22 protein-coding genes are annotated in these 23,706 nt (G+C 46.7%); 1 reads left to right on the forward strand and 21 read right to left on the reverse strand.

Translation table 11 applies throughout. The features are described from left to right. Nucleotides 1-2: 2 nt before the first annotated feature. The 20 genes from ACODJP_RS10475 to recO all read right to left on the reverse strand — a co-directional run bounded on the left by ACODJP_RS10475 (nucleotide 3) and on the right by recO (nucleotide 21,195). On the reverse strand, nucleotides 3-1,172 hold the full coding sequence (locus ACODJP_RS10475; RefSeq protein ID WP_422481245.1) for a M24 family metallopeptidase: 1,170 nt from the start codon (nucleotides 1,170-1,172) through the stop codon (nucleotides 3-5). Nucleotides 1,173-1,188: 16 nt separating this feature from the next. Next, nucleotides 1,189-2,187, reverse strand: coding sequence for a cyclodeaminase (locus ACODJP_RS10480; RefSeq protein ID WP_422481247.1), 999 nt, complete (start codon nucleotides 2,185-2,187; stop codon nucleotides 1,189-1,191). Nucleotides 2,188-2,195: 8 nt separating this feature from the next. Then, nucleotides 2,196-3,176, reverse strand: a complete 981-nt coding sequence (locus ACODJP_RS10485) for a threonine/serine dehydratase (protein ID WP_422481249.1) — start codon at nucleotides 3,174-3,176, stop codon at nucleotides 2,196-2,198. A 4-nt stretch (nucleotides 3,177-3,180) separates the two neighbouring features. Beyond that, a complete protein-coding gene (locus ACODJP_RS10490) occupies nucleotides 3,181-4,356 on the reverse strand; it encodes a M24 family metallopeptidase (RefSeq protein WP_422481251.1) in 1,176 nt (391 codons plus the stop codon). Between the two features lie 36 nt (nucleotides 4,357-4,392). Beyond that, a complete protein-coding gene (locus ACODJP_RS10495; protein ID WP_422481253.1) occupies nucleotides 4,393-5,130 on the reverse strand; it encodes an aspartate/glutamate racemase family protein in 738 nt (245 codons plus the stop codon). A 16-nt stretch (nucleotides 5,131-5,146) separates the two neighbouring features. Continuing rightward, complete coding sequence (locus tag ACODJP_RS10500; RefSeq protein WP_422481255.1) at nucleotides 5,147-6,424, reverse strand: TRAP transporter large permease; 1,278 nt, start codon at nucleotides 6,422-6,424, stop codon at nucleotides 5,147-5,149. Further along, nucleotides 6,424-7,056: a TRAP transporter small permease gene (locus ACODJP_RS10505; RefSeq protein WP_422481257.1), complete on the reverse strand. Its 633-nt coding sequence runs from the start codon at nucleotides 7,054-7,056 to the stop codon at nucleotides 6,424-6,426. Before ACODJP_RS10505 ends, ACODJP_RS10500 begins: the two co-directional genes overlap by 1 nt. 84 nt (nucleotides 7,057-7,140) lie before the next feature. After that, a complete protein-coding gene (dctP, locus tag ACODJP_RS10510; protein WP_422481258.1) occupies nucleotides 7,141-8,211 on the reverse strand; it encodes a TRAP transporter substrate-binding protein DctP in 1,071 nt (356 codons plus the stop codon). A 103-nt stretch (nucleotides 8,212-8,314) separates the two neighbouring features. Then, on the reverse strand, nucleotides 8,315-9,496 hold the full coding sequence (locus ACODJP_RS10515; RefSeq protein ID WP_422481260.1) for a M20 metallopeptidase family protein: 1,182 nt from the start codon (nucleotides 9,494-9,496) through the stop codon (nucleotides 8,315-8,317). Between the two features lie 3 nt (nucleotides 9,497-9,499). Further along, nucleotides 9,500-10,516, reverse strand: a complete 1,017-nt coding sequence (locus ACODJP_RS10520; RefSeq protein WP_422481262.1) for an aspartate-semialdehyde dehydrogenase — start codon at nucleotides 10,514-10,516, stop codon at nucleotides 9,500-9,502. Nucleotides 10,517-10,532: 16 nt separating this feature from the next. Continuing rightward, complete coding sequence (locus ACODJP_RS10525) at nucleotides 10,533-11,915, reverse strand: aspartate aminotransferase family protein (RefSeq protein ID WP_422481264.1); 1,383 nt, start codon at nucleotides 11,913-11,915, stop codon at nucleotides 10,533-10,535. Between the two features lie 32 nt (nucleotides 11,916-11,947). Next, entirely contained in the window at nucleotides 11,948-12,754 is an 807-nt protein-coding gene (locus ACODJP_RS10530) for an IclR family transcriptional regulator (RefSeq protein ID WP_422481266.1), read from the reverse strand. Nucleotides 12,755-12,931: 177 nt separating this feature from the next. After that, nucleotides 12,932-13,384, reverse strand: a complete 453-nt coding sequence (locus ACODJP_RS10535; protein ID WP_422481268.1) for an Lrp/AsnC family transcriptional regulator — start codon at nucleotides 13,382-13,384, stop codon at nucleotides 12,932-12,934. Continuing rightward, nucleotides 13,384-14,469 carry a phosphoserine transaminase gene (gene serC, locus ACODJP_RS10540; protein ID WP_422481270.1) on the reverse strand — a complete coding sequence of 362 codons (1,086 nt, stop codon included), beginning with the start codon at nucleotides 14,467-14,469 and terminating at the stop codon, nucleotides 13,384-13,386. Before serC ends, ACODJP_RS10535 begins: the two co-directional genes overlap by 1 nt. Further along, nucleotides 14,466-15,350 carry an NAD(P)-dependent oxidoreductase gene (locus ACODJP_RS10545; protein ID WP_422481272.1) on the reverse strand — a complete coding sequence of 295 codons (885 nt, stop codon included), beginning with the start codon at nucleotides 15,348-15,350 and terminating at the stop codon, nucleotides 14,466-14,468. Before ACODJP_RS10545 ends, serC begins: the two co-directional genes overlap by 4 nt. 125 nt (nucleotides 15,351-15,475) lie before the next feature. Further along, nucleotides 15,476-16,444: a homoserine O-acetyltransferase MetA gene (gene metA, locus ACODJP_RS10550; RefSeq protein WP_422481274.1), complete on the reverse strand. Its 969-nt coding sequence runs from the start codon at nucleotides 16,442-16,444 to the stop codon at nucleotides 15,476-15,478. 11 nt (nucleotides 16,445-16,455) lie between these two features. Continuing rightward, complete coding sequence (locus ACODJP_RS10555; RefSeq protein WP_422481276.1) at nucleotides 16,456-17,742, reverse strand: O-acetylhomoserine aminocarboxypropyltransferase/cysteine synthase family protein; 1,287 nt, start codon at nucleotides 17,740-17,742, stop codon at nucleotides 16,456-16,458. Nucleotides 17,743-17,941: 199 nt separating this feature from the next. After that, nucleotides 17,942-18,151 carry a 30S ribosomal protein S21 gene (gene rpsU / locus ACODJP_RS10560; protein ID WP_422481431.1) on the reverse strand — a complete coding sequence of 70 codons (210 nt, stop codon included), beginning with the start codon at nucleotides 18,149-18,151 and terminating at the stop codon, nucleotides 17,942-17,944. 84 nt (nucleotides 18,152-18,235) lie between these two features. After that, nucleotides 18,236-20,413, reverse strand: a complete 2,178-nt coding sequence (recJ, locus tag ACODJP_RS10565) for a single-stranded-DNA-specific exonuclease RecJ (protein ID WP_422481278.1) — start codon at nucleotides 20,411-20,413, stop codon at nucleotides 18,236-18,238. A 14-nt stretch (nucleotides 20,414-20,427) separates the two neighbouring features. Continuing rightward, nucleotides 20,428-21,195: a DNA repair protein RecO gene (gene recO, locus ACODJP_RS10570; protein WP_422481280.1), complete on the reverse strand. Its 768-nt coding sequence runs from the start codon at nucleotides 21,193-21,195 to the stop codon at nucleotides 20,428-20,430. 114 nt (nucleotides 21,196-21,309) lie between these two features. On the opposite strand from recO, the gene ACODJP_RS10575 reads away from it, so the two are divergent. After that, nucleotides 21,310-22,695: a DUF4105 domain-containing protein gene (locus ACODJP_RS10575; protein WP_422481282.1), complete on the forward strand. Its 1,386-nt coding sequence runs from the start codon at nucleotides 21,310-21,312 to the stop codon at nucleotides 22,693-22,695. A 50-nt stretch (nucleotides 22,696-22,745) separates the two neighbouring features. Here ACODJP_RS10575 and arcC read toward each other — a convergent pair whose 3' ends face one another. Then, entirely contained in the window at nucleotides 22,746-23,693 is a 948-nt protein-coding gene (arcC, locus tag ACODJP_RS10580; RefSeq protein WP_422481284.1) for a carbamate kinase, read from the reverse strand. Nucleotides 23,694-23,706 lie beyond the last annotated feature (13 nt).

Here is a 23,706-nt window from a genome sequence, read left to right on the forward strand (position 1 = left end):
GCCTATTTTATGAATAATTTCTCCGGATACTCAATAATCTTTTCACATCCTGTCTCTGTAACCAAGAATGGTTCGCTACACTCAAAGCCGTAGGTATCTAACCAGATTCCCGGCATGAAGTGTATGGTCATTCCCGGTTTGAGAACCGATTTATCTCCAGGCCGGAGACTTACGGTATGCTCACCCCAATCGGGTACGAAAGCTAAGCCAAACGAATACCCTACCCTCGATGGCTTCTCCACTCCTGTACCGACTAGGCATGAACGCCATAAGGCTTCAACCTCTTCGGCAAGCATTCCCGGGCCAATTCCCGAAAGCGTCTTCTGCAAACCGTTTACTACGACATCAGAAACATGCTGTAAATCCTTGGGTGGATCTCCTATGAAAACAGTTCGGGAAAGAGGGGCATGGTAATGATGTCTGGCCGATCCCAATTCTAAAAGTACAACATCCCCTTTTTGATACTTCCTTTCCGAATCGAAAGTCAAGTGAGCCGACGATGTCCTTTCAGCACTCGGGATGATCGGGAAGATCGCGGGAGAGTCTCCACCATAGGTTTCTGTTCCCCGTATCTGTTGCGCGGAGACCAAGGCTGCGACCTCTTTTTCATATACACCAGGTGCAATTGAATCTATAGCAAGGGTCATTGCGGCTTCGGTAATTTTTCCAGCCTCCCTAATGTAGTTGATCTCAGCCTCACTCTTGACGGTCTTCACCCAGCCGACTAAGTTCTCTGCATCCACAATCTTCATCTCGGGAAGTTCACGGTTCAAGGTCAACAACATCTTAGCATTGAACCAATAACCATCCATTTCCACAGCAAGGGTATGCCCTTTACCTTTCATGAGGCCTGCAACAAATTCCATGGTATGCATATATCGCGATTGAACATATTCATCCTTATAACCGAAAATATGGTCATCAGGTAAATAAGTCGTCATACGAGCTGCATTTGAATCTTGAGCACGCCCAAACCACATTGGCATAGGATCTTTGAGATCGATCACCAAACCCTGATGCACATAAAAGCTCCATCCGTCGAATCCAGTGAGATAACTCATATGACTTGGATCCATAACAAGAAGCAATTCTATACCACGATGGTCCATTCGCTCCTTTACCAAATCTAAGCGCCTCTTATATTCATCAGTAGAAAAAACCAGTTTTTTCATCATTGACTCCTCAATATCAGCGGGGGACAGTTATCCCGGCTTTCTCTCTTTTTGCGATCTCGTAGGCCATGAGAGCAATCATGGTGTCTTGTACACCTACACCGGTGAGATCACATACAGTAACTTGATCCGCACGGGTTCTAGCCGACTTTCCGCTTTTGATTATTTCGCCAATTTCCCATACTTGAGTCTTGTCATCGACAAAACCCTCTTCCTTTGCTCCCCGCAACTCACCTAAACGGAAGCTCTGGGCTTTAAGATCACAAGCGATAACATCTGCTTTCCCGAATACGGCACCTTTAAGTTCCTGCTTATCTTCAGCATCACTACCCATTGAGGTGATGTGCAAACCAGGGTGAACCCAATCAGCCTCAAAATATCCCTTTCTTGCGGGTGTGGTGGTTACAATTATCCCACATTGGGCAGCCATTTCTGCACCAGAAGCAGCACTAACGACCTCAACATCCAACCTACTTTTCATGTCTTTGATAAAATCCTGCTTCCGCTCTTCTGAATCAATACTATACATCACGATCTTTTTATATGGTTTCACCAACATGAGAGCTTCCATTTGGTAACGAGCCTGAACTCCACATCCAACAACTCCGACAGTATCGATCCCATCGGGCGCTAAATATTTGGCAGCTATTGCCCCTGCGGCTGCTGTACGGACTTGGGTTAGATACCCATTATCGAGAAGAACGCCCTCCAAGAAACCAGTCTCTGCGCTGACTACCAACATTTGGCCACTTTGTGAGGGTAGTCCGATATCTGGATTCTGGAAAAAACCTGAAGCGATCTTTATCGCCATACTGGGCAATCCTTTAATAAAGGCACTCTTTATATCGACTTCACCGTTCTTCTCGGGTACAGGCAGCATCATAATAGGTGGAACGGTGGCATTACCTGCAGCCAATTCGGCAAAACCCAATTCTACTTTTTCGATAACTTCTTTATCCAATCTTACGAACTTTCTCAACTCCTGCTCAGAAAGTACTAGAATTCCATCACTCATGTATATCCTCACTTTTGAATAATGGAGAGATATCTCTCCATATCGACATTCCGTCCAGTCAAGGGCATGGCGACATGCCCTCCAGTGACATCAACCTTACCAGAGAGAAGAGCTCCTATACCTACGGATGCAGCTCCTTCGGCAACAAGACCATGATTGGTGAACAGGTAGCGCATTCCTTTCTCGATATCATCCTCATCGACAAGGATATGTTCATCGACATACTGTCTCACCAGTTCCATCGTATAGTGATTTTCCCGTCCGATACCTCCCAAAAGGGAATCGGCAAGCGTATCCTTCTCTTCGATATCGGCAGGTTTACCGATCTTGAGACTCTCCAACATCGCTGGTGATCGGACGATGGAGACTCCAATCACCCGAATCGAGGGTTTCAATGCTTTAGCAGTCATTGCCATTCCCGCAAGGAGACCACCTCCTGACAGGGGAATCAAAAGGGTATCAATATTGGGTCTTTGCCGAAGCAGCTCCAAGACTATAGTCCCTTGCCCTGCAATGACCCTTGGATCATCGAAAGGAACGACTGGTACATAGCCTTCCTTCTCCTTGAGTTCCCGATAATGGTCTTCGGCTTCATCCTGCGATGCCCCATAGACCACTGGAGTGCCTCCCAATTCACGAATCGCCTCAACACGATATGATGGGACCCGTTTTGAAAGACAGACAACCGCTTTCACGCCAACCTGGTGTGCTACATAAGAGACCGCACGGCCATGGTTGCCTGTAGAAAAGGTAATCACTCCCCGCTTCTTCTCCTCATCAGAGAGAGAGAGAATAGTATTTGTGGCACCACGAACCTTGAATGATCCTGTAGGCTGCATGAGTTCCAATTTCAACAAGACAGACGAAGAACCCGCAAGCTTAGCGACCTGCGGGGACTCGACTACCGGTGTCTCGGACACCACCGGGTAGATTCTCCCGGCAGCGGTCCAGACATCTGCAATGGTCGGTAACGTATTCGTATCCTTCATAACGTTATTTATTAAAGATGATATCGATAGGATAATCGTAGAACGACTCATACCCGTTTTCGGTAATATAGATGGAGGCATCAATCTCAAAACCTACATCGTCATACCAGATACCAGGAATCAGGTGCAGTGCCATATTTGGTTCGATTATCGTCTTATCGCCTGGTCTGAGGCTGATAGTATGCTCACCCCAGTCTGGTGGGTAATTCACACCAATTGAATAACCCAACCGTGATTCTTTGACAACCTTAGAATGGCTTATGGCATCTCTCCATTTCGCCTCAATTCCTTCAGCAGTTACTCCAGGTTTGATCCATTCTAGCGTCTTTTGAAGACCATCCATGACTACCTCAGCCGTATCTTTCATCAGTTGGGGCGGATTCTCTCCCAAATAGATCGTACGGGCAATAGGAGCATGATAGTGTTTATAAGCACCGGTCAACTCTAAAAGTACAGCCTCATCCCTCTTGAAAGTCTTGTCAGACCAGGTAAGGTGTGGAGTCTTGGTAGCTTCCCCAGCCATCATGAGAGGAACAATGGCCGGATAGTCTCCACCATATTCGCTGGTTCCAGCATACTGAGCTTCGACAATCTTGGACGCAGCATCACATTCACGGACTCCGACTTGGATGTGCTTCTTGGCTGCATCCATGACTTTGACCGCTATCTGCCCTGCTCTTTTCATCATCTCGAGTTCTGCAGGAGATTTGACGACCCTGACCCAGTTAACCAAAGCATTGCCGTTAGTGAACTTTGCATTGGGAAGACTTTTCTGCAACTCAACATAAGCCTGTGCAGTGAAATAGAACTGATCCATTTCTACACCTACAGTCTTCTTGTCCCAGCCGTGTTTCTTTACGATATCGGCGACATACTGCATGGGATGGCGTTCCAAGGACTGGACATAGTTGTCGGCATACTCGTAGATATTCTCATTCTTCAGAAAACTGGTGATTCTGCAACCATTGGCATCCATTCCTCTACCGATCCACAGAGGCTCTTCTTTATCCAATGAAACCAATACACATTGGTGTACATAGAAACTCCAACCATCGTATCCGGTCAAATAGTTCATGTTAGCAGGATGACTGACTACCAAGAGTTCAATCCCCTTCTTCTGCATCAACTGTTTGGTCTTTTCTATACGACCCAAATATTCTTCTCTTGTAAATACTGGCATCAAAAACCTCCTCGCCTCTTATTTACCTACTATCTCTCACATATGCCCATGGAATCGACGTTTCACGACGGTTGCATGGACGTAATCGATCATTGTTACGTAATCAAACACCGGCAAGCCAGTAGCTTCCGCAACAGCAGCCCCATATGGTGGCAACATACTACATTCAAGCAATATGGCTCCAAGATCGTGATGCTCCTTCTGCATATCGACAGCACGCTTTACGACGGCTGATTCGACAATTTCTGAATCGAGCATCCCGTTTTCCGTGAATACTGCATCTACGAAATGTTGGTCATCTTCAAGTCCCTTCACCACTAAACGGTCACGAAGTTCCTCAGAAACACCAGCCCATGAAAAGACCTCTGGTATCAACGCTGTCTTGTTGGCAGTGACAACACCGATAGGCTTTTTTGGACCTACAATAAGACCCATAAACGGAAGCTGTAGGAGACTCGAAAGGAAGACTGGTATACCTAGCTCTTTCGCCAACTGTTGTTGGAAAAGAGCCATAAATCCACAATCTCCGGTAATAGCTCGGACTCCTTCCCGCTTCAGCTCCATTGCAGCAGCCTTTAAAGCTTCATACATACTCGCATCGTGGTTGAATATCCGCTCAACGGACAACCCCGGAACCCGTCTGAATCGAACTGGATATCCGTACGTTGTCGCATTGGCAGTATCGCCCGGAATGAATGGAGCATAGTTCTCCAATAATAATATTCCTATAGATTCTCCATAACTTACTTGTCCCGGGCGAACAAAATACTTCATATCACCATTCCTTCGATCAAATTCCTGCTGTCTGAGGCAAGAATAGAGCAATCTGTGGGAAGATGATAATCAATGCCGTTGAGAGAATCAGGATTCCAATAAAGGGGAATATTTTCCTGATAACCTCGAAATATGGTCTTCTGAAGATCAACTGTGCGGTAAAGATATCACACCCGAATGGCGGAGTCGCCGAACCGATAGCAGCCTGGAGTACGATCAAGGTTCCCAAGAGGACCGGGTCGATTCCGGTTGCCACTACGTACGGTTGGAAAATCGGGCTCAGAACATAAATTGCTACAATCGGGTCAACGAACATACATGCAACGAAGTATGCTATGACGACTACGATGATAAGCTGCAATTGTGTTGGATCCGTTCCAATGATCGCAGGCATGACCTGTTGGGGTATGCGTAAGAAACTGATCATCCAAGAGAAGACCTGACCGGAACCTACCAGAATGAACACGACACCTGTTACGATACCAGCATCCAATAATACCTGCACCAGCTTCTTCCATGTCATGGTCTTATACAGGAATGTCTCCAGTATTAAGCCATAGGCTACACCGGCAGCTGCTGCTTCGGTTGGACTGAAAATTCCAGCATAGATACCACCGACAACAATCAACGGGAATCCCATGACAGGAATACCTTCCTTGAGTGCCTGTTTCCGCTCTGCCCAACTCGCCTTCTCCAAGATAGCGATATTGCGTAACTTGGAATAGAAGAATACATAGATCGAGAATAGGATAAAGATCAACACACCAGGCCCTATACCGGCAAGGAACAACTTACCGATGGAGGTTGCTGTGACTACTCCATAGACGATGAACCCGATCGATGGTGGGATCAACAGTGCAATATCACTCGCATTGATAATAAGAGCCAATGTGAAAGAACTCGAATAACCAGCCTTCAGCAACATTGGTCTCATGGTTCCACCGATTGCGGAAACAGTAGCCTGAGTTGATCCTGATACGGCACCAAACAACGTACAACTTGCATTGGTGGTTATTGCCAAACCTCCCGGTATATGACCAACGAAAACCCTGATCATATTGACCAAGCGATTTGCTGCCTTACCGGATGTCATGATATTTGCCGCCAAAATGAACATCGGTACGGTGACCAATGAAGGAGCGGCAAATCCGTTGATCATCTGTTGGATGATAACCTGCGGATTTACCAAGGGCATTTCCAAGCCAAGATAAACCATAAGCGGTGTTATGAGGGTGATCACGAATGGGAAACCCAACAGTAACATCGCTATCATTACTAATCCTACGGTACCCATTACTTATTCTCCTTCATTTCCAATGAGTCTATATCGGTTTCAGCCATAACGTTTTCCATCATTGTGACTTCATCTTCAAATTCACTTTGCTGCTCAGGAGACAGCCATACATCTTTCTCCTTGAAATTCTTGAATACAGTCCGGACATACTGGATTCCGGAAGTGAAGAATGCTATAGGAGCTATGATTATAAAATACCAGTAGGGAGCACCCAAAGCCTCAGTCTTGGTACCGCGGATGCGGAGGTTGTTCATATAGTTGAAAGCATGATAGGCAAGAGTGAACATGACAATGGCACTGATAATACTAATAAGAATGACGATCACCTTCTCAACTTTGGGTGGCAACAATTCCAATATCGCTCCCATCCGGATATGCCTAGCTTTTCTAGCGGCGAAACTGGTGCCGGTGAAAGTAATCAATATAACGAAGAGCTTGGAAATCTCTTCTGCGAAATATATGCTCTTTGACAAATTGCGTGCAATAACGTTGACAATGAGCAAGACAGCAAGAAAGGCTGTGCTCACTGATAATATGGTAACTTCAAACCTATCAATGAATAAAGACAGATACTTTCCAAGTCTTTTTATCGGGTTCTGGACACCTTGCGTATCCGTTTGTGGTTTACTCATGGTTTTTTACCTTTATGGGGGGACTATTGCCAATGGCCTCCCGGGCTGAAGCCCGGGAAACCTGAATTGACAAAGTATACTTGGTTACATTCCAAGAGCGTCCTTGGCTTTCTCGATATCAGCGAGAAGAGCGTCAAGAATCTCAGCGGAACCTGCGCCACCAACTTCTGGGAAGTTAGGATAGACATCCTTAGCTGCAATTGAGCGCAACTGGGCAATCTGGTCATCATTCAACTCAGTGAAAGTAACCTCGGGTCGAGACTTCTCAATCTCTTTCCTCATGCGTTCGTTATTGGCGTTTACCCACTCAGCACTCGGGATGATCTTGTCGAGCCAGTAGTTGACCATAAGGTCCTGATACTCTTTCGGCAAGGATTCAAAGAATGCCTTGTTGATTGCGGGGATACCCAAGAAGGGTTCTGCCCACAGCTGAACGAAATGATCAGCAACCTCATAGAAGCCCATGCTGAAGTTCGCGAACATCGGCTGGCTCTGTGCATCGATAAGACCAGTCTGCAAGGCGCTGTAGATCTCACCATATGCCATCGGAGTAGGAACGATTCCATACGCACGATAGTCACGTGTGAGCATTTCTGAACCCATGACACGAGTCTTCAAACCACGAAGGTCAGAGAGTTGGTTGATGGGTTTTTTACTGGTGAGCCACTGCCAGCCTTCGAAGAAAATACCGAATGGGACCAAGTCGTTCTGCTCGAATTTTGCGCGCATCAGCTCGAAAGATTCGCCATTACGAACTACCCAGTCGAGTACTTCGGGAAGATTCTCATAGGGCCAGATGTAGTGCAAGGCAAGAACGTTGGCCTGGGGAACAAAAGAACTAATCCAACCATAGTCGGAGAAGACGAATTCAACGACACCAAGCTGAGCAAGCTCGTTAATGTCACGGTTCTCACCAAGAGTACCATAGGGGAAAACCTCGATATTAAACTTACCGTCGGTCTCTTCCTTCATGTACTCGGCGAATTCGCGTGCCCAAACGGTCATCGGGTCGCCTTCGACCTCAGCGGTCGGCATACGTACGTTCCATGTCTGGTCCGCAGCAGGTGCAGCTTCCTCGCCACCTTGTGCAAACAGAGTTGCAGCAGGCATCATCAGCGCAATAATGAGCGCTAAAAGGACGATACGATTTTTCATATAAACCTCCTGAAAAATTTCTCATGTGGAGCATTTAATCCACATATGATCGCTAGTTTCGAGTGTATGTTGCGGCCTCCACCCACAGCATACCGGTTGATTGTTATTTCTTTCCCTTGAAGAACCGCAAAGCGGATTCCACGAGGAATTCAACACCAATCGGGAGAGTCTCTTCATCAATCGTGAAACGAGGGTTGTGATGGGGATAGGTACTCTTCGCCTGTTCGCTTGCTGTACCGATAAAGGTGAATACTGCAGGAACATGTTCTCCAAATGCAGCAAAATCTTCACAAGCCATAGAAGCATGCTCAGCAACATTCGCTTCACCCACTATGTCCTTGGCTACATCATATGCCAAAGCTGTCATGGTTGGATCATTTATCACAGCGTCGTTTTCATGATCGAAATAGAACTCACATGTACATCCATATGAATTACAGATGTCAGTTACCATTTTCTTGAACTTGTCCGTAGGATTGTCAGAATTTCCTGGCTTAGTGGCGAACAAGTAACGAATCGTACCTTCGAGCTCAACGCTATCGGGAATAATATTGTTCTTTGTTCCACCACTGATCCTACCGAACATAAGGGCAATCGGTTTCATGGGACTGATAAAGCGTGTCTGGATAGACTGTACCTGTTGTACGACAGCAGAAGCACAAACTACAGGATCAACCGCACTGTCGGGGTAACCGGTGTGTCCTCCTCGTCCTTTGATAACGACTTTGAACACATCCATGGAGGATGTTACGGCTCCCGATTTTACCCCCAAGGTTCCACTTGGCAATGGAGACCAGATATGGACCCCCATTGCCGCATCGACTTTCGGATTCTCCAGGATACCATCATCAATCATCGATTGAGCTCCGGCAATCTCCTCGTTTGGTTGGAATACAAATTTAATGGTACCGTCGAAAGAATCCTTCATTGAAACAAGGATTTTCGCTGCGGTTAACATCATTGCCATGTGGGCATCGTGCCCACATGCATGCATCAAACCTTTTTCTTCGGAGGTGAAAGGGAGTCCTGTTTGCTCTTCAACTGGAAGAGCATCCATATCTGCCCTCATAAGCAGAACGGGACCATTGTCGGTCTTACCTTTAAGAAGAGCCGTCACACCTGTCTTGGTAACGGTTTGAGGATCCAAACCCAAACCCTTCAAGTATTCCGTAATCTTCTTGGAAGTCCCGAACTCCTGGAATCCCAACTCAGGATGAGCATGGAAATCCCTTCGCAAAGCTATGAGCTCTTTGTTATGTGATCTGACAGCTTCCTGGACTTTCATAGATTATACCAAATTCCTCTTGATCAAGGTTTCTGCAACCTGTACAGCATTCAGCGCAGCCCCTTTGCGGATATTGTTGGAGACACACCAGAGGTTCAACCCATTGGCAATGGTGTAATCCTCACGGATTCTACCGACCATGGTCAAATCTTCATCGTTGCTTTCCAAAGGAGTGGGATAAAGTTCTGTTGACGGATCATCAATAACCTTAATACCCTCAGCCTTCGAGAGGATCTCTTTCGCCTCTTCTGCAGTAAGCTTTCTCTCGGTTTCGATATTGATCGACTCCGAATGCCCATACCATACGGGAACACGTACACAGGTAGCAGTTACTTCAATACTGGGGTCGAGCATCTTCTTGGTCTCATTTACCATCTTATACTCTTCCTTGGTATAGCCTCCCTCCTGGAATACATCGATATGGGGAATAGCATTGAATGCGATCTGCTTCTTGTAAGCGCGTGGTTTCGTTATCTTCCCATCCTTGATCACCTCTTCGGCCTCAAGCTGCAATCCATCGATAGCTTTCTTTCCGGAACCGGATACAGCCTGGTAAGTTGATACGACGATACGCTTGATCTTCGCTGCTTCGTGCAAAGGCTTCAATGCAACGAGCATCTGTGTAGTAGAACAATTCGGGTTAGCAATAATCCCCTTATGCCAGTCAAGATCCTGGGGATTGACTTCGGGAATTACCAACGGACAATTAGGATCCATACGCCATTGGCTACTGTTGTCTACAACGATCGCGCCTTCTTCAACAGCGATAGGAGCCAATATGGCACTGGCATCTCCACCAGCAGAGAAAATTGCGATATCAACACCTTTGAATGCGCCTTTCTTGGCCTCTTTGGTGACCCACTGTTTACCCTTGAAAGTAACTTCTTTCCCCGCCTGGGATGCAATATCAAGGGGCACAAGCTCCTTGACTGGAAAATTCCTTCTCTCCAATGTGGAGATCATTTCGGTACCGACAACACCAAGTGCACCAACTACCGCAACAGTATATTCTTTAGACATCTTATTTCCTCCTATCCTAGTCGAGCTTTCCGCTCTGCAAATCTGCAATGACACCTTCAATAATATCGATACCCTTCATCAGATAGTTTTCGGGGATCACCAATGGGGGAAGCAATCTCGCTACGTTGTTATGGTGGCCGCCAACTTCAATCATGACACCCCTCTGGTGTGCATATTTGCGAACTTTCTTGGCCAAAGCTGCTGCTGGTTTGCGGGATGCAGAATCTTCTACCATTTCGATTGCAAGCATGAGTCCGATTCCGCGTACTTCACCAACGATATCGTACTTGTCTTCCATAGACTTCATTTTCTTGTATGCCTTTTCACCAAGCGTTGCTGCCCGTTCGGGAATCTTGTGTTCGGTCATCCAATTGAGAGCGGTAGCTCCAGCTGCGAATGCAATCATGTTTCCACGGAAGGTTCCAATGGTCTTTCCTGTTGGCCAGGTGTTAAGCTCTTCCCTGTAAGCGATTGCGCTGATGGGGAATCCGATACCTCCGAGAGCCTTGCTCATGGTGATGATATCAGGAACAATCTCGCCATGTTCGAATGCGAACATCTTACCTGTCCTACCCAAACCAGCTTGAATTTCATCACAAATCATCAAAACTCCGTGCTTTTTGGTGATCTCACGTACACGCTGCATGAAGCGCTTCGAAGGAATGATTGTACCACCCTCACCCTGTACTGACTCAAGGATTACAGCAGCAGGAAGAGAGAAACCACTATGGGAATCCTCAAGAACCCTTTCCAAATAATTGGCTGCCTGTTCGTCGACCTTATCGTCGGGACATCCAAACGGATTACGGTAAGCATATGGGTATGGAATAAACTGGATACCAGGAACCAACTGGCCAACTCCATCGCGGTGACTGCTGTCTGTGGTCAAAGCCAAGGAAACACCGGTCATTCCGTGATAGGCACCTTCAAAAGCTATAATTCCGTTACGTCCCGTATTGTATTTTGCCAATTTGATCGCTTGCTCAACTGCATCGGATCCTGTAGGACCGCCAAAGAATACGCGGGTCAATTCCTTGGGAAGAACGCTCCGAAGGGCTTGAACCATCTTAACTCTGGTTTCGGTTGGAATATCCAGTGTATGGGTTACCTTATCGATCTGCTCGTGAGCAGCTTTAAGAACTTCCGGGTGGCCATGGCCAAGAGCCATTACACCGGCGCCGCTGAACATATCGATATAGATATTGCCATCGGCATCTTCCAAAGTTGCTCCCTTACCACGAGCAACAGCCATCGGCATGCCCTTTGAATAGGACACGGCTGAACTCTCGTTCGCTGCCTGGTACTCCAATATCTCCTTAGACTTGGGTCCTGGCGGTACCATAGCAATCTTCGGTGCACCCTGCAGAGACATTTCTTCAAACATCTTTTCATTATCCATATCAACTCTCCTTTGCCCAGCATCTCCGGTTACTACCGGGAAGGGGTCTTGTTGTTATAACTCATACTTTCAGAAATCTGCCGAGCCATCATCATCAGAGGCTCGACGAATTCATTCATCTTTTCTTCTGTCAATCGCATGGATGGACCGGAAATAGCGATTGTCGCAATAACCTCCCCATCCCGATTGAATAATGGAGCTGCGATACTATTGAGGTGGTTACCAAATTCCAGAACCTCGGTCGCATATCCCTTATCCCCGGCTTCCCGAACCAACTGTTTGAATCGTTCCTTATCCATACAGGTATTGGGAGTCTTCTGAATAAACGTAACGTTATCCAGATACCGCTCCAACTCCTCATCTGTCCAGCCGGACAATAGTAATTTCCCCGATGCACAGGTATTAACCGGATAGGTATAGGTGACATCGGGATTCAGGACAACGGTATGGGAACTTTTCACCTCTTCAATGGCTATCACCATGTCGTGGTATAATACGGTAAGGTAAATGTTCTCCTTTGCGATACGCTCCAGATCATACATCCGTGCTTTTGCCGATTCCCTAAGTTGTTCCTTAATAGGAACCGTACTGCCAAGTTGGAACAGCTTGAGGCTCAACTGGTAGCCCATACGTGATTTTTCCACATAACCAAGACAAACGAGCGTATAGAGTAGCCTATGAAGGTTCGCGCGTGTGAGACCTAACCCTTTACACATGGTCGAGGGCTGGACTGGCTGGTTTTCTGAGATAAATTCCAGAAGATGGAAACCCTTCATAACCGTGGTAGCCAGCTGGTAAGATGTCTCACTATTTGAACGCTCGTTTATTTGTTGAAACATACTTTATTATGGGGGGACATCTGGCAGATGTCAATAAAAAATTTAAAATTTATAGCTATTCTTTAAAAGATAATAAAATATCTAATATATCAAAGGGTTTTGGCTACAAAAATACACACGAAAAGCACTCTGCCAATCGTGTGTAGTCTATTTTGTATGTAGGACGTCAGGAGACTTTTAGAGGATAAAGGGAATCCTATAGTTATGGGACTGGTATACAACGAAGGTCTCGACTTCCAAGATCTCTGAAACCTTCGCCAATTCCTTCTTGAAGAAATCCAATAAGCTCAAACCTTCATCTTCTCCGAGTAGGACCTGGACGATAAGGTCATATCGTCCAGTGACAACCACAGCGGAAACTACTCCCCGCAGTCTGGCGAATTCCTGTGCCTTCCGGCCAAGGTCTAGGGTTTTAAGCTTTACCCCCATCATGATCACCTGAAGACCTGGTATAGCCTCAGGATCAATCAATCCGGAAATTTGCAGCACACCCTCTTCCATCAGCTTATTTACACGTGCCCGTACGGTATTCTCGGTAATGGACAATTCATCGGCAATCGCACTGAACGGTTTACGTCCATCCGAAAGTTGTTTGATTATCGCTTTATTGGTCTCATCAATCTTTTTCATCAGCCATTCACTCTCTGGAATTCCTTCATAAGATCGGCCAGCGCCTGGACATCTTCCACAGGAAGTGAGTTATAAATCGAGGCTCGCAGTCCTCCTACACTCCTATGTCCCTTTAGACCAAGCATACCGGCTGCCTTTGTCTCAGCAAGGAATTTCTTCTCAAGTTCATCGCTTCCCAATCGGAAGACAATATTCATTTTCGATCTATAGGCAGCATCGACAGGACTTCGATAGTAACCATCACTTGAATCTATGGCATCATAGATGATTGAAGATTTCAACTGTGCCCGCTTTGCCATACCTTCAGCGCCACCATTCTTCTTTATCCACTCTAGGACTAGTTTTACTGCCCAGATCGAGAAGACAGGAGGGGTATTGTACAACCCCTCACCTTCGGCATGGAGTCGGTAATCGAGATAGGCAGTGAGGTTCTTATTTTGTCTTTCCAGCATATCCTTCCGCAAAATCACGAGAGTCGCTCCAGCTGGACCTAAATTCTTCTGTACCCCGCCATAGATCATTGCGAACTTCTCCACGGGTACAGCTCTACTGAGCAAATCACTGGACATATCGGCAATCAAAGGAACATCCCCGACATCCGGCCAGTCTTGCCACTCGATTCCTCCGATAGTCTCATTGGAACATAGATAAAGGTAAGATGAATTTGGTGAGGGTTTTACACTCTTTGGGTCTGGCAAAGAGGTGAAGTTGTTCTCTGTACCATCGTAGTAGAGGTGTACATCACCCAACTTCTTGGCATCGCTGGTAGCCTTATTAGCCCATGTACCACTCTTGATATAATCGGCTACAGTTCCCGGGCGGAGAAAATTCATGGGAATCATGGAGAATTGGAGGGTAGCTCCTCCCCCAAGAAAGAAAATGTCGTAATTTTCGGGAATACCCATGAGTTCCCGAAGCAAGTTAAGACATTCGTGGTACATATCTTCGAACGGCTGGCCACGGTGGCTGGCCTCTACCATAGAGAGTCCACTACCCTTATAGTCGAGCAAGTCCTCATGCAGTTGCTGCAAAACCTCCATCGGTAAAACCGATGGGCCTGCGAAAAAATTCTTTTTCCGACTCATAGAGCTCCTCCTTTGACCAATTCATCGATAATTGCACAAGCTTCATCACCAATCCTTAAAAGGTTTTCTTCACTGTTCGCACCGATGTGGGGGGTTAATGTTACCCTATCGCTCTTAAGTAATGGATAATCGGGACTAGGAGGATCGCTTGGATAGACATCCGTGGCATACCAGGAAATGGTTCCCTCTTCAAGTGCTTTAACCATGGATTCGGCATCGACACAAGGACCACGTCCCGTATTGATGATAACCGGTCTCTTCTTGCATTCGCGGATCAAATCGGTACAAAAGATACCTTTTGTTTCATCCGTGAGCGGCAAATGCATGGAAACGTAATCGGCATCTCTCACAGCATCGGCAACAGTGGGCATCATGGTAGCAACAGGGCTCTGTTTTACATATTTATCGTACGCAACCACTTTCATACCGAAAGCCAATGCACGTTCGGCTACCTTGGTGGCAATATTACCGATTCCGAGCAAAGCCAAAGTTTTCCCATAGAGTTCGTTTCGCTTTACTTTTTTGAGCCATTGGCCATCCTTCATTCCATTATGGACTTCAATTAGATGGTTCGGAACCGAAATCATCAGCGCGAAAGCCAATTCAGCTACTGCGATCGCCGAAGCCTTGGGCGTATTCCGTACTATGATCCCCTTGCTTTTTGCATACTCGGAATCGATATTGTCGATTCCCACCCCACCGCGAATAATCAGTTTCAAGTTCTTCGCACTGTCGATGTATTCCTTTGTGCATTTGGTTTTACTTCTTACAAGTACTACATCGGCTTCGGCCAGTCGGCCATGATCTTCAGTGACTTCTCCATATGCCTCGAGCATTTTTGGAAGAGAGGCATCGAATGCGTCTGAAATCAATATCAGCATCATATTTCTCCTATGGATTAAAGGTTATTACATGATACTGCAGTAATTCGGGATTTGTCAAATAATTATTGAAATTTTTACGTTAAGGTAAATTTCCCATCAACTTCTTACCGTATCCATGTTTCTTAAGTCTTTAGCCTCTTTGGAGCTGCCGGAGAGGGATTTTTTGTATGGGATTCGGGCAAGAGATCGAGGTCGAAGGGTGTGGTCTGGTATACATAATAGTTAAGCCAATTGGTGTATAACAGCTGAGCGTGCGAATACCATGTCACTTTTGGCCCCTGCCCGGGATCATTGTCCTTGTAATAGTTTTTCGGCATCTCGATTGAAAGTCCCCTTTCCAGATCCCGTCTATACTCCGAGTCCAATGTGTCGGCCTCGTATTCGGGATGCCCAAATACGAAGATCTGACGATCATCCTTGCTTGAGACAATATAGAGCCCCGCCTCATCACTGGTAGCCAGGATCTCTAGGTCATCTACTGTAGCGATATCCGATTCACGGACTTCTGTATGACGTGAATGAGGAGCATTGAACATTTCGTCAAAGCCTCGTAATAACGGCATATTCGGTATCTGGACCTGATGCTCGAAAATACCGAACATCTTCTTTTCAAGAGGATACTTTTTAATACCATAGTGGTAGTATAATCCGGCTTGTGCACCCCAACACAGGAACAGGTTGGCAAACACGTGGTTTGCCGCCCATTCCATGATAGTACATAGTTCATCCCAGTATTCGACATCCTCGAATTCCATCGTCTCCACAGGAGCTCCAGTAATGATCATCCCATCATAGGAATGGGTCTTCACCTCATCGAACGTCTTGTAGAACTCCTCTAAGTATTCGGCTGAGGCATGCCGCGAAATATATGTCTCCGTCCTCAGAAAATCCACCTCGATCTGCAATGGGGTATTGGACAATCTTCTGAGAAGACTCGTCTCCGTACTGGTTTTCAATGGCATTAGGTTCAATATCAATAGGCGTAATGGACGGATATCCTGACTTATAGCCCTTTTCTCCGTCATCACGAAAATATTCTCTTGCTCGAGTATACTTCTAGCAGGTAGTGCGTCGGAAATTTTCACTGGCATAGAGCACTCTCCTAAGATTCGAGCGCTTGCGCCAAGTCGGCCAGCAGATCTTCAATATGTTCAGTTCCGATAGAAAGTCTGACGGTACCTGGCTCAATTCCTGCAGCCGCCAACTCCTGGCTGGACATCTGTGAGTGTGTAGTGCTTGCCGGGTGAATAACCAACGACTTCACATCGGCAACATTGGCTAATAATGAGAAGATTTCGAGACGATCGATAAATCTGATGGCTCCCTCTGCTCCTTGAGATACCACGAAGGTGAAGATAGAGGCTCCACCATGAGGGAAGTACCGTTTGTATAGCATGTTATTCGGATTGCCTTCCACTGAGGGGTGGTTAACCCGTTCTACTTTAGGATGTTTTGAAAGGAAGTCCACGATCGCTAGGGTATTCTCTATATGCCTCTCAACCCTGAGAGAAAGAGTCTCAAGTCCTTGGAGAAAGAGGAAGGAGTTGAATGGACTGGGTGCCGCTCCGTAATCCCGAAGCAAGATTACCCGTGCACGGGTAATGAAAGCAAGATTTCCGGTAGCCTCGGTATAGCTAATGCCATGGTAGCTCGGATCTGGATCTACAAACCAGGGGAATTTCCCCGAGGCCTTCCAGTCGAAGGTACCACCATCGACGATAACTCCCCCGATACTTGTCCCATGCCCTCCGATGAACTTGGTTGCCGAGTGTACCACGATGTCACACCCATGTTCGATCGGCCTCAAGAGATATGGCGTGGCGAATGTGTTGTCCACCACCAGAGGAACAGCATGTTCATGAGCAATTTTAGCGATATGTTCGATATCGGCTAGATTGGCATTCGGATTACCAATGCTTTCTATGAAAACAACCTTCGTGTTTGGCTGGAAAGCCTGTTCCAAGGATTCTAGATTATCGACATCAAAGAATGTCGTACTCACTCCATTGTCCGAAAAGGTCCTTCCTAACAGATTATAGGTTCCTCCATAGATAGTCCTGGCTGCGACAATATGGTCTCCATTGCGAGCGAGATTCTGCATAGCGATGGTAATGGCAGCTTGCCCAGAGGCAGTAGCCAACGCTCCTACTCCTCCCTCCAAGGCGGCCATCCGCTTTTCAAAGACTTCGGTCGTCGGATTGCCTATACGGGTATAGATGTTTCCTGGTTCGGAGAGGTCAAAAAGTGCCGAAGCATGTCGGCAATCATCGAATACATAGGAGGTGGTAGCATAAATAGGTACAGCGCGAGCTCCTGTGGCAGAATCGGCTTGCTCCTGTCCTGCATGCAATTGTAGTGTCTCAAAGTGATATACATTATTGTTATTCATGGTTTGGTTCCTTTATTTATGGGATGATGGGTCATGGCCATACCGGCACATGTCTGGAGAAAGCCGTCGCATGCTATCGCGGACGGAGCCATTTCTACAGGTGGTATGCAATGTCCTACTCATCCAGGAACCTCCTTACTTTATAAAAAAAACCGTCGGTTGTACACCGACGGCGATCACGTCACATGTACAGAGGCGATTAGTAACTCTTCATGGAGTGCATCTTACGTACTTTTTTCAGCTGTTTGCGCGCTGCGGCCTTCTTTTTCCGGTTCTCGATCGTGGAAGGCTTTTCGAAATATTCGCGCTTTTTCCATTCTCGAATGATACCCTCTTTCTCGACCATTCTCTTGAATTTCTTGATCGACTTCTCGAGAGGTTCATTGTCGTCTACTCTTACGTAAGCTATGGTAATCACCCCCTTCCCAATGCATGGGACCAATGTAGGATTTATCATGGTGAAAACTATTTTTTTTGTCAAGGTCCCTACGTGTCAGCGGTCCATAATCTGTTCTATGGACCGTTTGTGTTTTTGGACAGAGACGACAGTAAGCTGTAAAGTCTCATTATTACGGAAATAATTTCTGCCCATCCTGAAGACAACATCGACCTCATCGTGCTCATTGAACACAGAACCGACATCGTCCGCCCCATTCCAGTAAAGAGCAGGCCATCGGAAGCCACCGTACTGTAACTGCATCTTCACATGGGCAGCCCCACTACCTTTGGAACGGTTCAACAGCTGCAATTCCTCCACGTTCGCTCCGCGAATCAGGAACTGCAATGGTGGATTGCCCTCTCCATATGGTTCAAAGATCTCCACCAGTGAAATCAATTTTGGGGTAAGATAGTCTGGAGGCAACTCAGCATCAATCAAAACCGGTTCATCTTCTATGCCATCACGGGATTCCACCAAATCTATCGCTTGTACGATTCGCGACCTAAGCGCATCCAGATGCTTGTACTCCATACTGAAACCACCCGCACAACGATGCCCTCCGAAATCCAGAAAAAGATCTTCAAATGTACTCAAGAAATCACGCACATTGAAATGTTGCGGGCTTCGGATGCTGCCCGTTACCCGTTCATTGTCCAGATGGGCGATAACCATGCTAGGAACATTGAATTGTCGCAGCAACCTCGATGCCATGATTCCGGTTAGTCCACGACTCACTGTAGCATCCTCAACCATAAGAAACTTCCCGTCGAAATCTCCATGGCTATTACGGGCTTTGGGGAGCAATCTACCCCACGAGTCTTCCCCTTGCTTTTGTCGCTCCTTATTGAGCCTCATCAATTCACCGGCGAATTCCTCACAGGAACGCATATCCTTTGCCAGCAGCATGTTCACAGCCACATCAGGTCTTCCCAATCTCCCAGAGGCATTGATAACGGGGGTCAATTGCCAACCGATATCGCTGGTTGAGAGTTGTTTACCTACCAGATTTTGCATAGTCATCAGAGCCAGCAGTTCCTTGCGTACACCTTCGGTCATCATACGCATTCCGGTCCGTACCAGAATACGGTTCTCATTGACCATCGGCATGAGATCCCCTATCGTTCCCATGGCAACCAAGTCCAAGATCTTCTCGTATTCAGTGGAAAGACCTGGTACCGATTTTAGTACATAAGCGGTAAAGAGAGAGAACAGCACATCGAGTTCGCTCGGAGATTTAGTATACCGAACCGATCTGCTCATTCGCATAAGACTAAAGAGGCTCTTTCCCTTCACCTGGGGCAAAACCTGTTCGAATTGAGTCCGTAACTCTCCCATATGGATATCCACATTGGCACCAAAGGCTCGTCCCAATACCTGTTTCTCGATATCAATATCGAACGCTAGGATAGGTATTCCGGCATCAAGGAATCGAAGCATCCGACTCTGGTGTATCTCTAGGATTCCAGGAACTACTTCCTCGACAATCCTATCCTCCATGACTAGATTCTTGATCCTTGCAGCCTCAATGATTATAGTCTCTTTTCCTGGTACCGTATTACCTGGCATCGCATGAAGGAGGATGAATTCTTCTCTATAGAAGTCACTTGAAGCAAAGCGCAATGCCCAGATACACTTCGCGACCACACCACAACCGGCAAGGTGCGCAAATGGATATCCACATCCCTCAAGCTTTGGATCGATAACAGCTTCAGCAGCAGGAATCATCTCTCCAGCTAGGTGGTGGTCTGTAACCAACACATCTATACCAAGCGTTTTGGCCAGAGCTACTTCTTCAATATTCGAGATACCGCAATCAACCGTGATTGCCAATGTGATATCCTTATCAGCAGCCTGCTTCAGCCCCGCCCCGGTAAGGCCATATGGTTCATCGCCCTCGGGCAAGCGCCAAGAGACATCCATTCCCATGGCTTCCAATTCCTGGACAAGAAGGACGGTGCTGGTGATACCATCTACATCACGATCCCCGAATACACAGACCTTTTCGCCTTCATCCTTTGCCTGCATGACCCGTTCGACAAAACTTTCCATCTCATCGAATAGGAAGGGATTGTGTAGAAACGAAACATCGGTTTCCAGAAAAAACCGTACCGTTTCCGGCTCAACAGCTCCACGACGAGCCAATAGGGAGGCAGTGATGTAATCCACTCCATAGGTTTCGTTCAACTTCCTTACAAGCTCTACCGAAACCGGTTCCTTTCTCCATTCTTTCATATATCAACCTTTTTTCAATTTGCATGTAAGGCCTCCATCAGGACTCCCCCAGAGAGGCTGCTCAGCGGTTGTCCGAGAATATTGGTGACATACCGCATCAGGTAACGAATCATACGCAATGTAGCGGTTTCACTCAATTCGATAGAGACAGAATCACTTTCTTCCAAGCCTTTGGTAAGCAGCAGGTACCTTCTTGCACCTGGGCCCATAGCCAATTCAAAGCCTTCGGTATCCACATCGCCACATTGGGCACAGCATGCGGTATGAAGTCCTGTATTGAACGAGAGAATCTCACTTTCGTCATAGGAGGTAAAGCAGATAGGACACGATCGCAAGTCTGGCTGCAGACCCATGATTCCAATGAACTTCCAGATGAATTGGATCAGGACCAGCCTAGGGTCTATGCTTGGTTCCTGCAACAGCATAATAAAACTACCCATTATCCGATACAAGACACCATAGTCGCCACCATGCATCCGCAAGGCCATCTCCACCATTGCATGTGCAATATAGAGTCTTACGATATCCTCACGTAGTGAGCCAGTCGATCCAATCGGTTGGACATCTTTGAGCGAGTATTCACTCCTTGCCCGATTATGGTAGAGATAGAAAGTCCCTATGGTACACGGTTCGATGCCACCTGCAAGCTTACCCTTTCTTGCCCCATATGCCACAGCATCGAATACCCCCAGCTCCGGTGAGAGCAATGTGACTTTGCGATGCAGCTCACCCCATCGCCTATTGGTCAATACAATGCCCTCGATGCTTATGTTCCGTTCCATATGACGACCCCTGGGCAACAGTGTTGTGGCATGACCTTCAAAAGCATGGAAACAGAGTATCTTCTCACTGAAACTCTGTCAACCAAACGCCATGAAATGTGGTATGATACCGTCATGATGCCGAGATGCAAGCGGGTGTTGTTGTTCGGACTCCTGATTTTTTGGAGCCTCACCCTTCCAGCCATATCACTTTATCCCACATTGCAGCTAGATGATCCCATGGCTTCAGAAAAGGTATTGTCGGACAAGGAATTCATCCGTGAACTCAATGAACAGGAAAAATCGGCTGCCAATCAGCTGGAGATCTCATTGACCACAATGGGAAGAGGAGATCCCCTTTACATATGGTTCGGCCACTCTGGTCTAGTCGTTACCGACCGCAACACCGAACGAAGTGTAATGTACGATTACGGAATATTCAGTTTCGATGACGATTTTTATCAGACATTCGCCTTAGGTCGCCTGAATTATGAAGTATGGGCTACATCGGCTCCAGCACGGCATGCACTGGCCATAGAGGAAGACCGTACGACATCCTCAATCACACTCAATCTTCCGGCATCGGCTACATTGGAGCTGGTCAATTTCCTGAACTTCAATATTCAACCCGAGAACAATACCTATCTTTATCACCACTATAATGAGAACTGCTCAACACGGATCAGGGATCTCATCGACAAGACTGTGGGTGGGCAATTCAAAGAATGGGCTACCTCGATACCATACGAGGAATCTTTACGGCAAATGGTAATGCGGCATACAGCAGCGTCACCAGGTATTGATTGGACGTTGAATTTTCTCCAAAGTGGTGTTATCGATAAGCCTATAACGCTCTGGGAAGCGATGTTTCTCCCCGCTGTACTTGAACAAGCCCTTCTCGATTTTTCCTACACCGATGGCTCAGGTACTGTGGTACCTATCGTATCCGGAGAACGGAAGATCATTCATGAAGCGACGCCTGGAATCCGACCTCTAGTCATGCAATCCTACCGATCAATGACTCCCTATGGATTGCTATTCGGTTTTTTTGTCGGAATCCTTTCACTGGTATTCGGCAGAGTCATGACATCCAGCAAATACACATGGTTCCAAAGCATGGGAAGGATATGCGAAGGTTGGCTCAATTTCATTTGGACTTTCGCAACCGGTATTCTTGGAACCTTGTTGCTTTTCATGATGATCGCTAGTAACCATGACGTGACCTACTTCAACGAAAATATCCTCTTTGCAAACCCATGGCTTCTCGTCATGTCGATCCAAGCCTTGGCCTCAGCATTCGGAAAAGAGAAAGCCATCCAGCGGTTTCGCAAGGGCAATACCGTGTTGGCACTATTGATAGCGGTTTCGATTATCCTGAAAGGAGTTTTCTTTGATCTTCTGATCCAACAAAACTGGCAGATCATGCTCACGTTACTTCCAATCTATATTGCCAATAGCAGTATACCCTTCGAACGCCTGTTCAGAAAGAGACACAAGTTTTTGGATGATGATGATCTGTAAAAAAACAGGGCCCCCTGGTGGAGGTCCTGATACTTAGGCGATTATACCTTTCATTTGACGATTTTCGTCCCCTTGCCCTCATACAATGCACCATAGATATTCTCAGGGTTAGTGATCAATCCCACATTCCCGGTTGATTTGACGAAATCCATCATAGCCAAGACTTTCGGCAACATGCTTCCAGGAGCGAAATGCCCCTCATCCACATACTTCTGGCATTCTGCCAAATCTATGGTATCGAGTTCCTTTTGCTCTGGTTTACCGAAATTAAGACATACCTTCTCGACAGCTGTTGAGATTACAAAAAGATCAGCCTTAAGCTCCTTGGCCATAAGCGCTGCCGCTAGATCCTTATCAATAACAGCTTCACGCCCCTCCAAAGAACCATCTTCATGACGGACCACCGGTATACCGCCACCACCGGCAGCAATGACGATAACGTTGTTATCGACCAATGTTCTGACAGTATCCAATTCAACAATAGAAACCGGTTTTGGGGATGCCACTACCCGCCGATATCCTCTACCAGAATCCTCTACCACATCCCAACCATCGTGGATCCTGTGGCTATCGGCATCCTCCTTTGACATGAATGATCCGATCGGCTTGGTTGGATTATGGAATGATTTGTCATTCGGATCCACCTCAACCTGGGTTACTATAGTTGCCACCTGGGGCAGTATCCCCTCTTTTGCGAATTCATTATGTAAGGCCATCTGCAACTGGTAACCGATAGCTCCCTGAGTATCTGCAACACAGGAGTCGAGTGGTACGGTATGCAAAATAGATTTGCTATACTCCGCCCTGAGAAGTATGAATCCGACTTGAGGACCATTGCCATGAGCTATCACCACTCGATGACCAGCCTTTACCAAACGAACGATATGATGTGCTGTTTTCCGTGCCGCTTCGTACTGGCTCGAAACACTTACATGCTTCGAATCCTCAATAAGGGAATTACCTCCGATTGCTATTACGATCAATTTGCTGGTATCCATAGTTATTCTCCGT

Origin of the sequence: Pleomorphochaeta sp. DL1XJH-081 (assembly GCF_049310885.1) — a bacterium.
Taxonomy (GTDB): domain Bacteria; phylum Spirochaetota; class Spirochaetia; order Sphaerochaetales; family Sphaerochaetaceae; genus CAYZJV01.

Excerpts from the sequence above, each read along its gene's own strand:
- ACODJP_RS10505 (WP_422481257.1), bottom strand. The coding sequence starts at position 7,056 with ATGAGTAAACCACAAACGGATACGCAAGGTGTCCAGAACCCGATAAAA.
- ACODJP_RS10530 (WP_422481266.1), bottom strand. The coding sequence starts at position 12,754 with ATGTTTCAACAAATAAACGAGCGTTCAAATAGTGAGACATCTTACCAG.
- ACODJP_RS10480 (WP_422481247.1), bottom strand. The coding sequence starts at position 2,187 with ATGAGTGATGGAATTCTAGTACTTTCTGAGCAGGAGTTGAGAAAGTTC.
- ACODJP_RS10515 (WP_422481260.1), bottom strand. The coding sequence starts at position 9,496 with ATGAAAGTCCAGGAAGCTGTCAGATCACATAACAAAGAGCTCATAGCT.
- dctP (WP_422481258.1), bottom strand. The coding sequence starts at position 8,211 with ATGAAAAATCGTATCGTCCTTTTAGCGCTCATTATTGCGCTGATGATG.
- ACODJP_RS10555 (WP_422481276.1), bottom strand. The coding sequence starts at position 17,742 with ATGAATAACAATAATGTATATCACTTTGAGACACTACAATTGCATGCA.
- ACODJP_RS10500 (WP_422481255.1), bottom strand. The coding sequence starts at position 6,424 with ATGGGTACCGTAGGATTAGTAATGATAGCGATGTTACTGTTGGGTTTC.
- ACODJP_RS10525 (WP_422481264.1), bottom strand. The coding sequence starts at position 11,915 with ATGGATAATGAAAAGATGTTTGAAGAAATGTCTCTGCAGGGTGCACCG.
- ACODJP_RS10535 (WP_422481268.1), bottom strand. The coding sequence starts at position 13,384 with ATGAAAAAGATTGATGAGACCAATAAAGCGATAATCAAACAACTTTCG.
- ACODJP_RS10545 (WP_422481272.1), bottom strand. The coding sequence starts at position 15,350 with ATGCTGATATTGATTTCAGACGCATTCGATGCCTCTCTTCCAAAAATG.
- arcC (WP_422481284.1), bottom strand. The coding sequence starts at position 23,693 with ATGGATACCAGCAAATTGATCGTAATAGCAATCGGAGGTAATTCCCTT.
- ACODJP_RS10485 (WP_422481249.1), bottom strand. The coding sequence starts at position 3,176 with ATGAAGGATACGAATACGTTACCGACCATTGCAGATGTCTGGACCGCT.
- recJ (WP_422481278.1), bottom strand. The coding sequence starts at position 20,413 with ATGAAAGAATGGAGAAAGGAACCGGTTTCGGTAGAGCTTGTAAGGAAG.
- recO (WP_422481280.1), bottom strand. The coding sequence starts at position 21,195 with ATGGAACGGAACATAAGCATCGAGGGCATTGTATTGACCAATAGGCGA.
- ACODJP_RS10495 (WP_422481253.1), bottom strand. The coding sequence starts at position 5,130 with ATGAAGTATTTTGTTCGCCCGGGACAAGTAAGTTATGGAGAATCTATA.
- ACODJP_RS10575 (WP_422481282.1), top strand. The coding sequence starts at position 21,310 with ATGATGCCGAGATGCAAGCGGGTGTTGTTGTTCGGACTCCTGATTTTT.
- serC (WP_422481270.1), bottom strand. The coding sequence starts at position 14,469 with ATGAGTCGGAAAAAGAATTTTTTCGCAGGCCCATCGGTTTTACCGATG.
- metA (WP_422481274.1), bottom strand. The coding sequence starts at position 16,444 with ATGCCAGTGAAAATTTCCGACGCACTACCTGCTAGAAGTATACTCGAG.
- ACODJP_RS10475 (WP_422481245.1), bottom strand. The coding sequence starts at position 1,172 with ATGAAAAAACTGGTTTTTTCTACTGATGAATATAAGAGGCGCTTAGAT.
- ACODJP_RS10490 (WP_422481251.1), bottom strand. The coding sequence starts at position 4,356 with ATGCCAGTATTTACAAGAGAAGAATATTTGGGTCGTATAGAAAAGACC.
- ACODJP_RS10520 (WP_422481262.1), bottom strand. The coding sequence starts at position 10,516 with ATGTCTAAAGAATATACTGTTGCGGTAGTTGGTGCACTTGGTGTTGTC.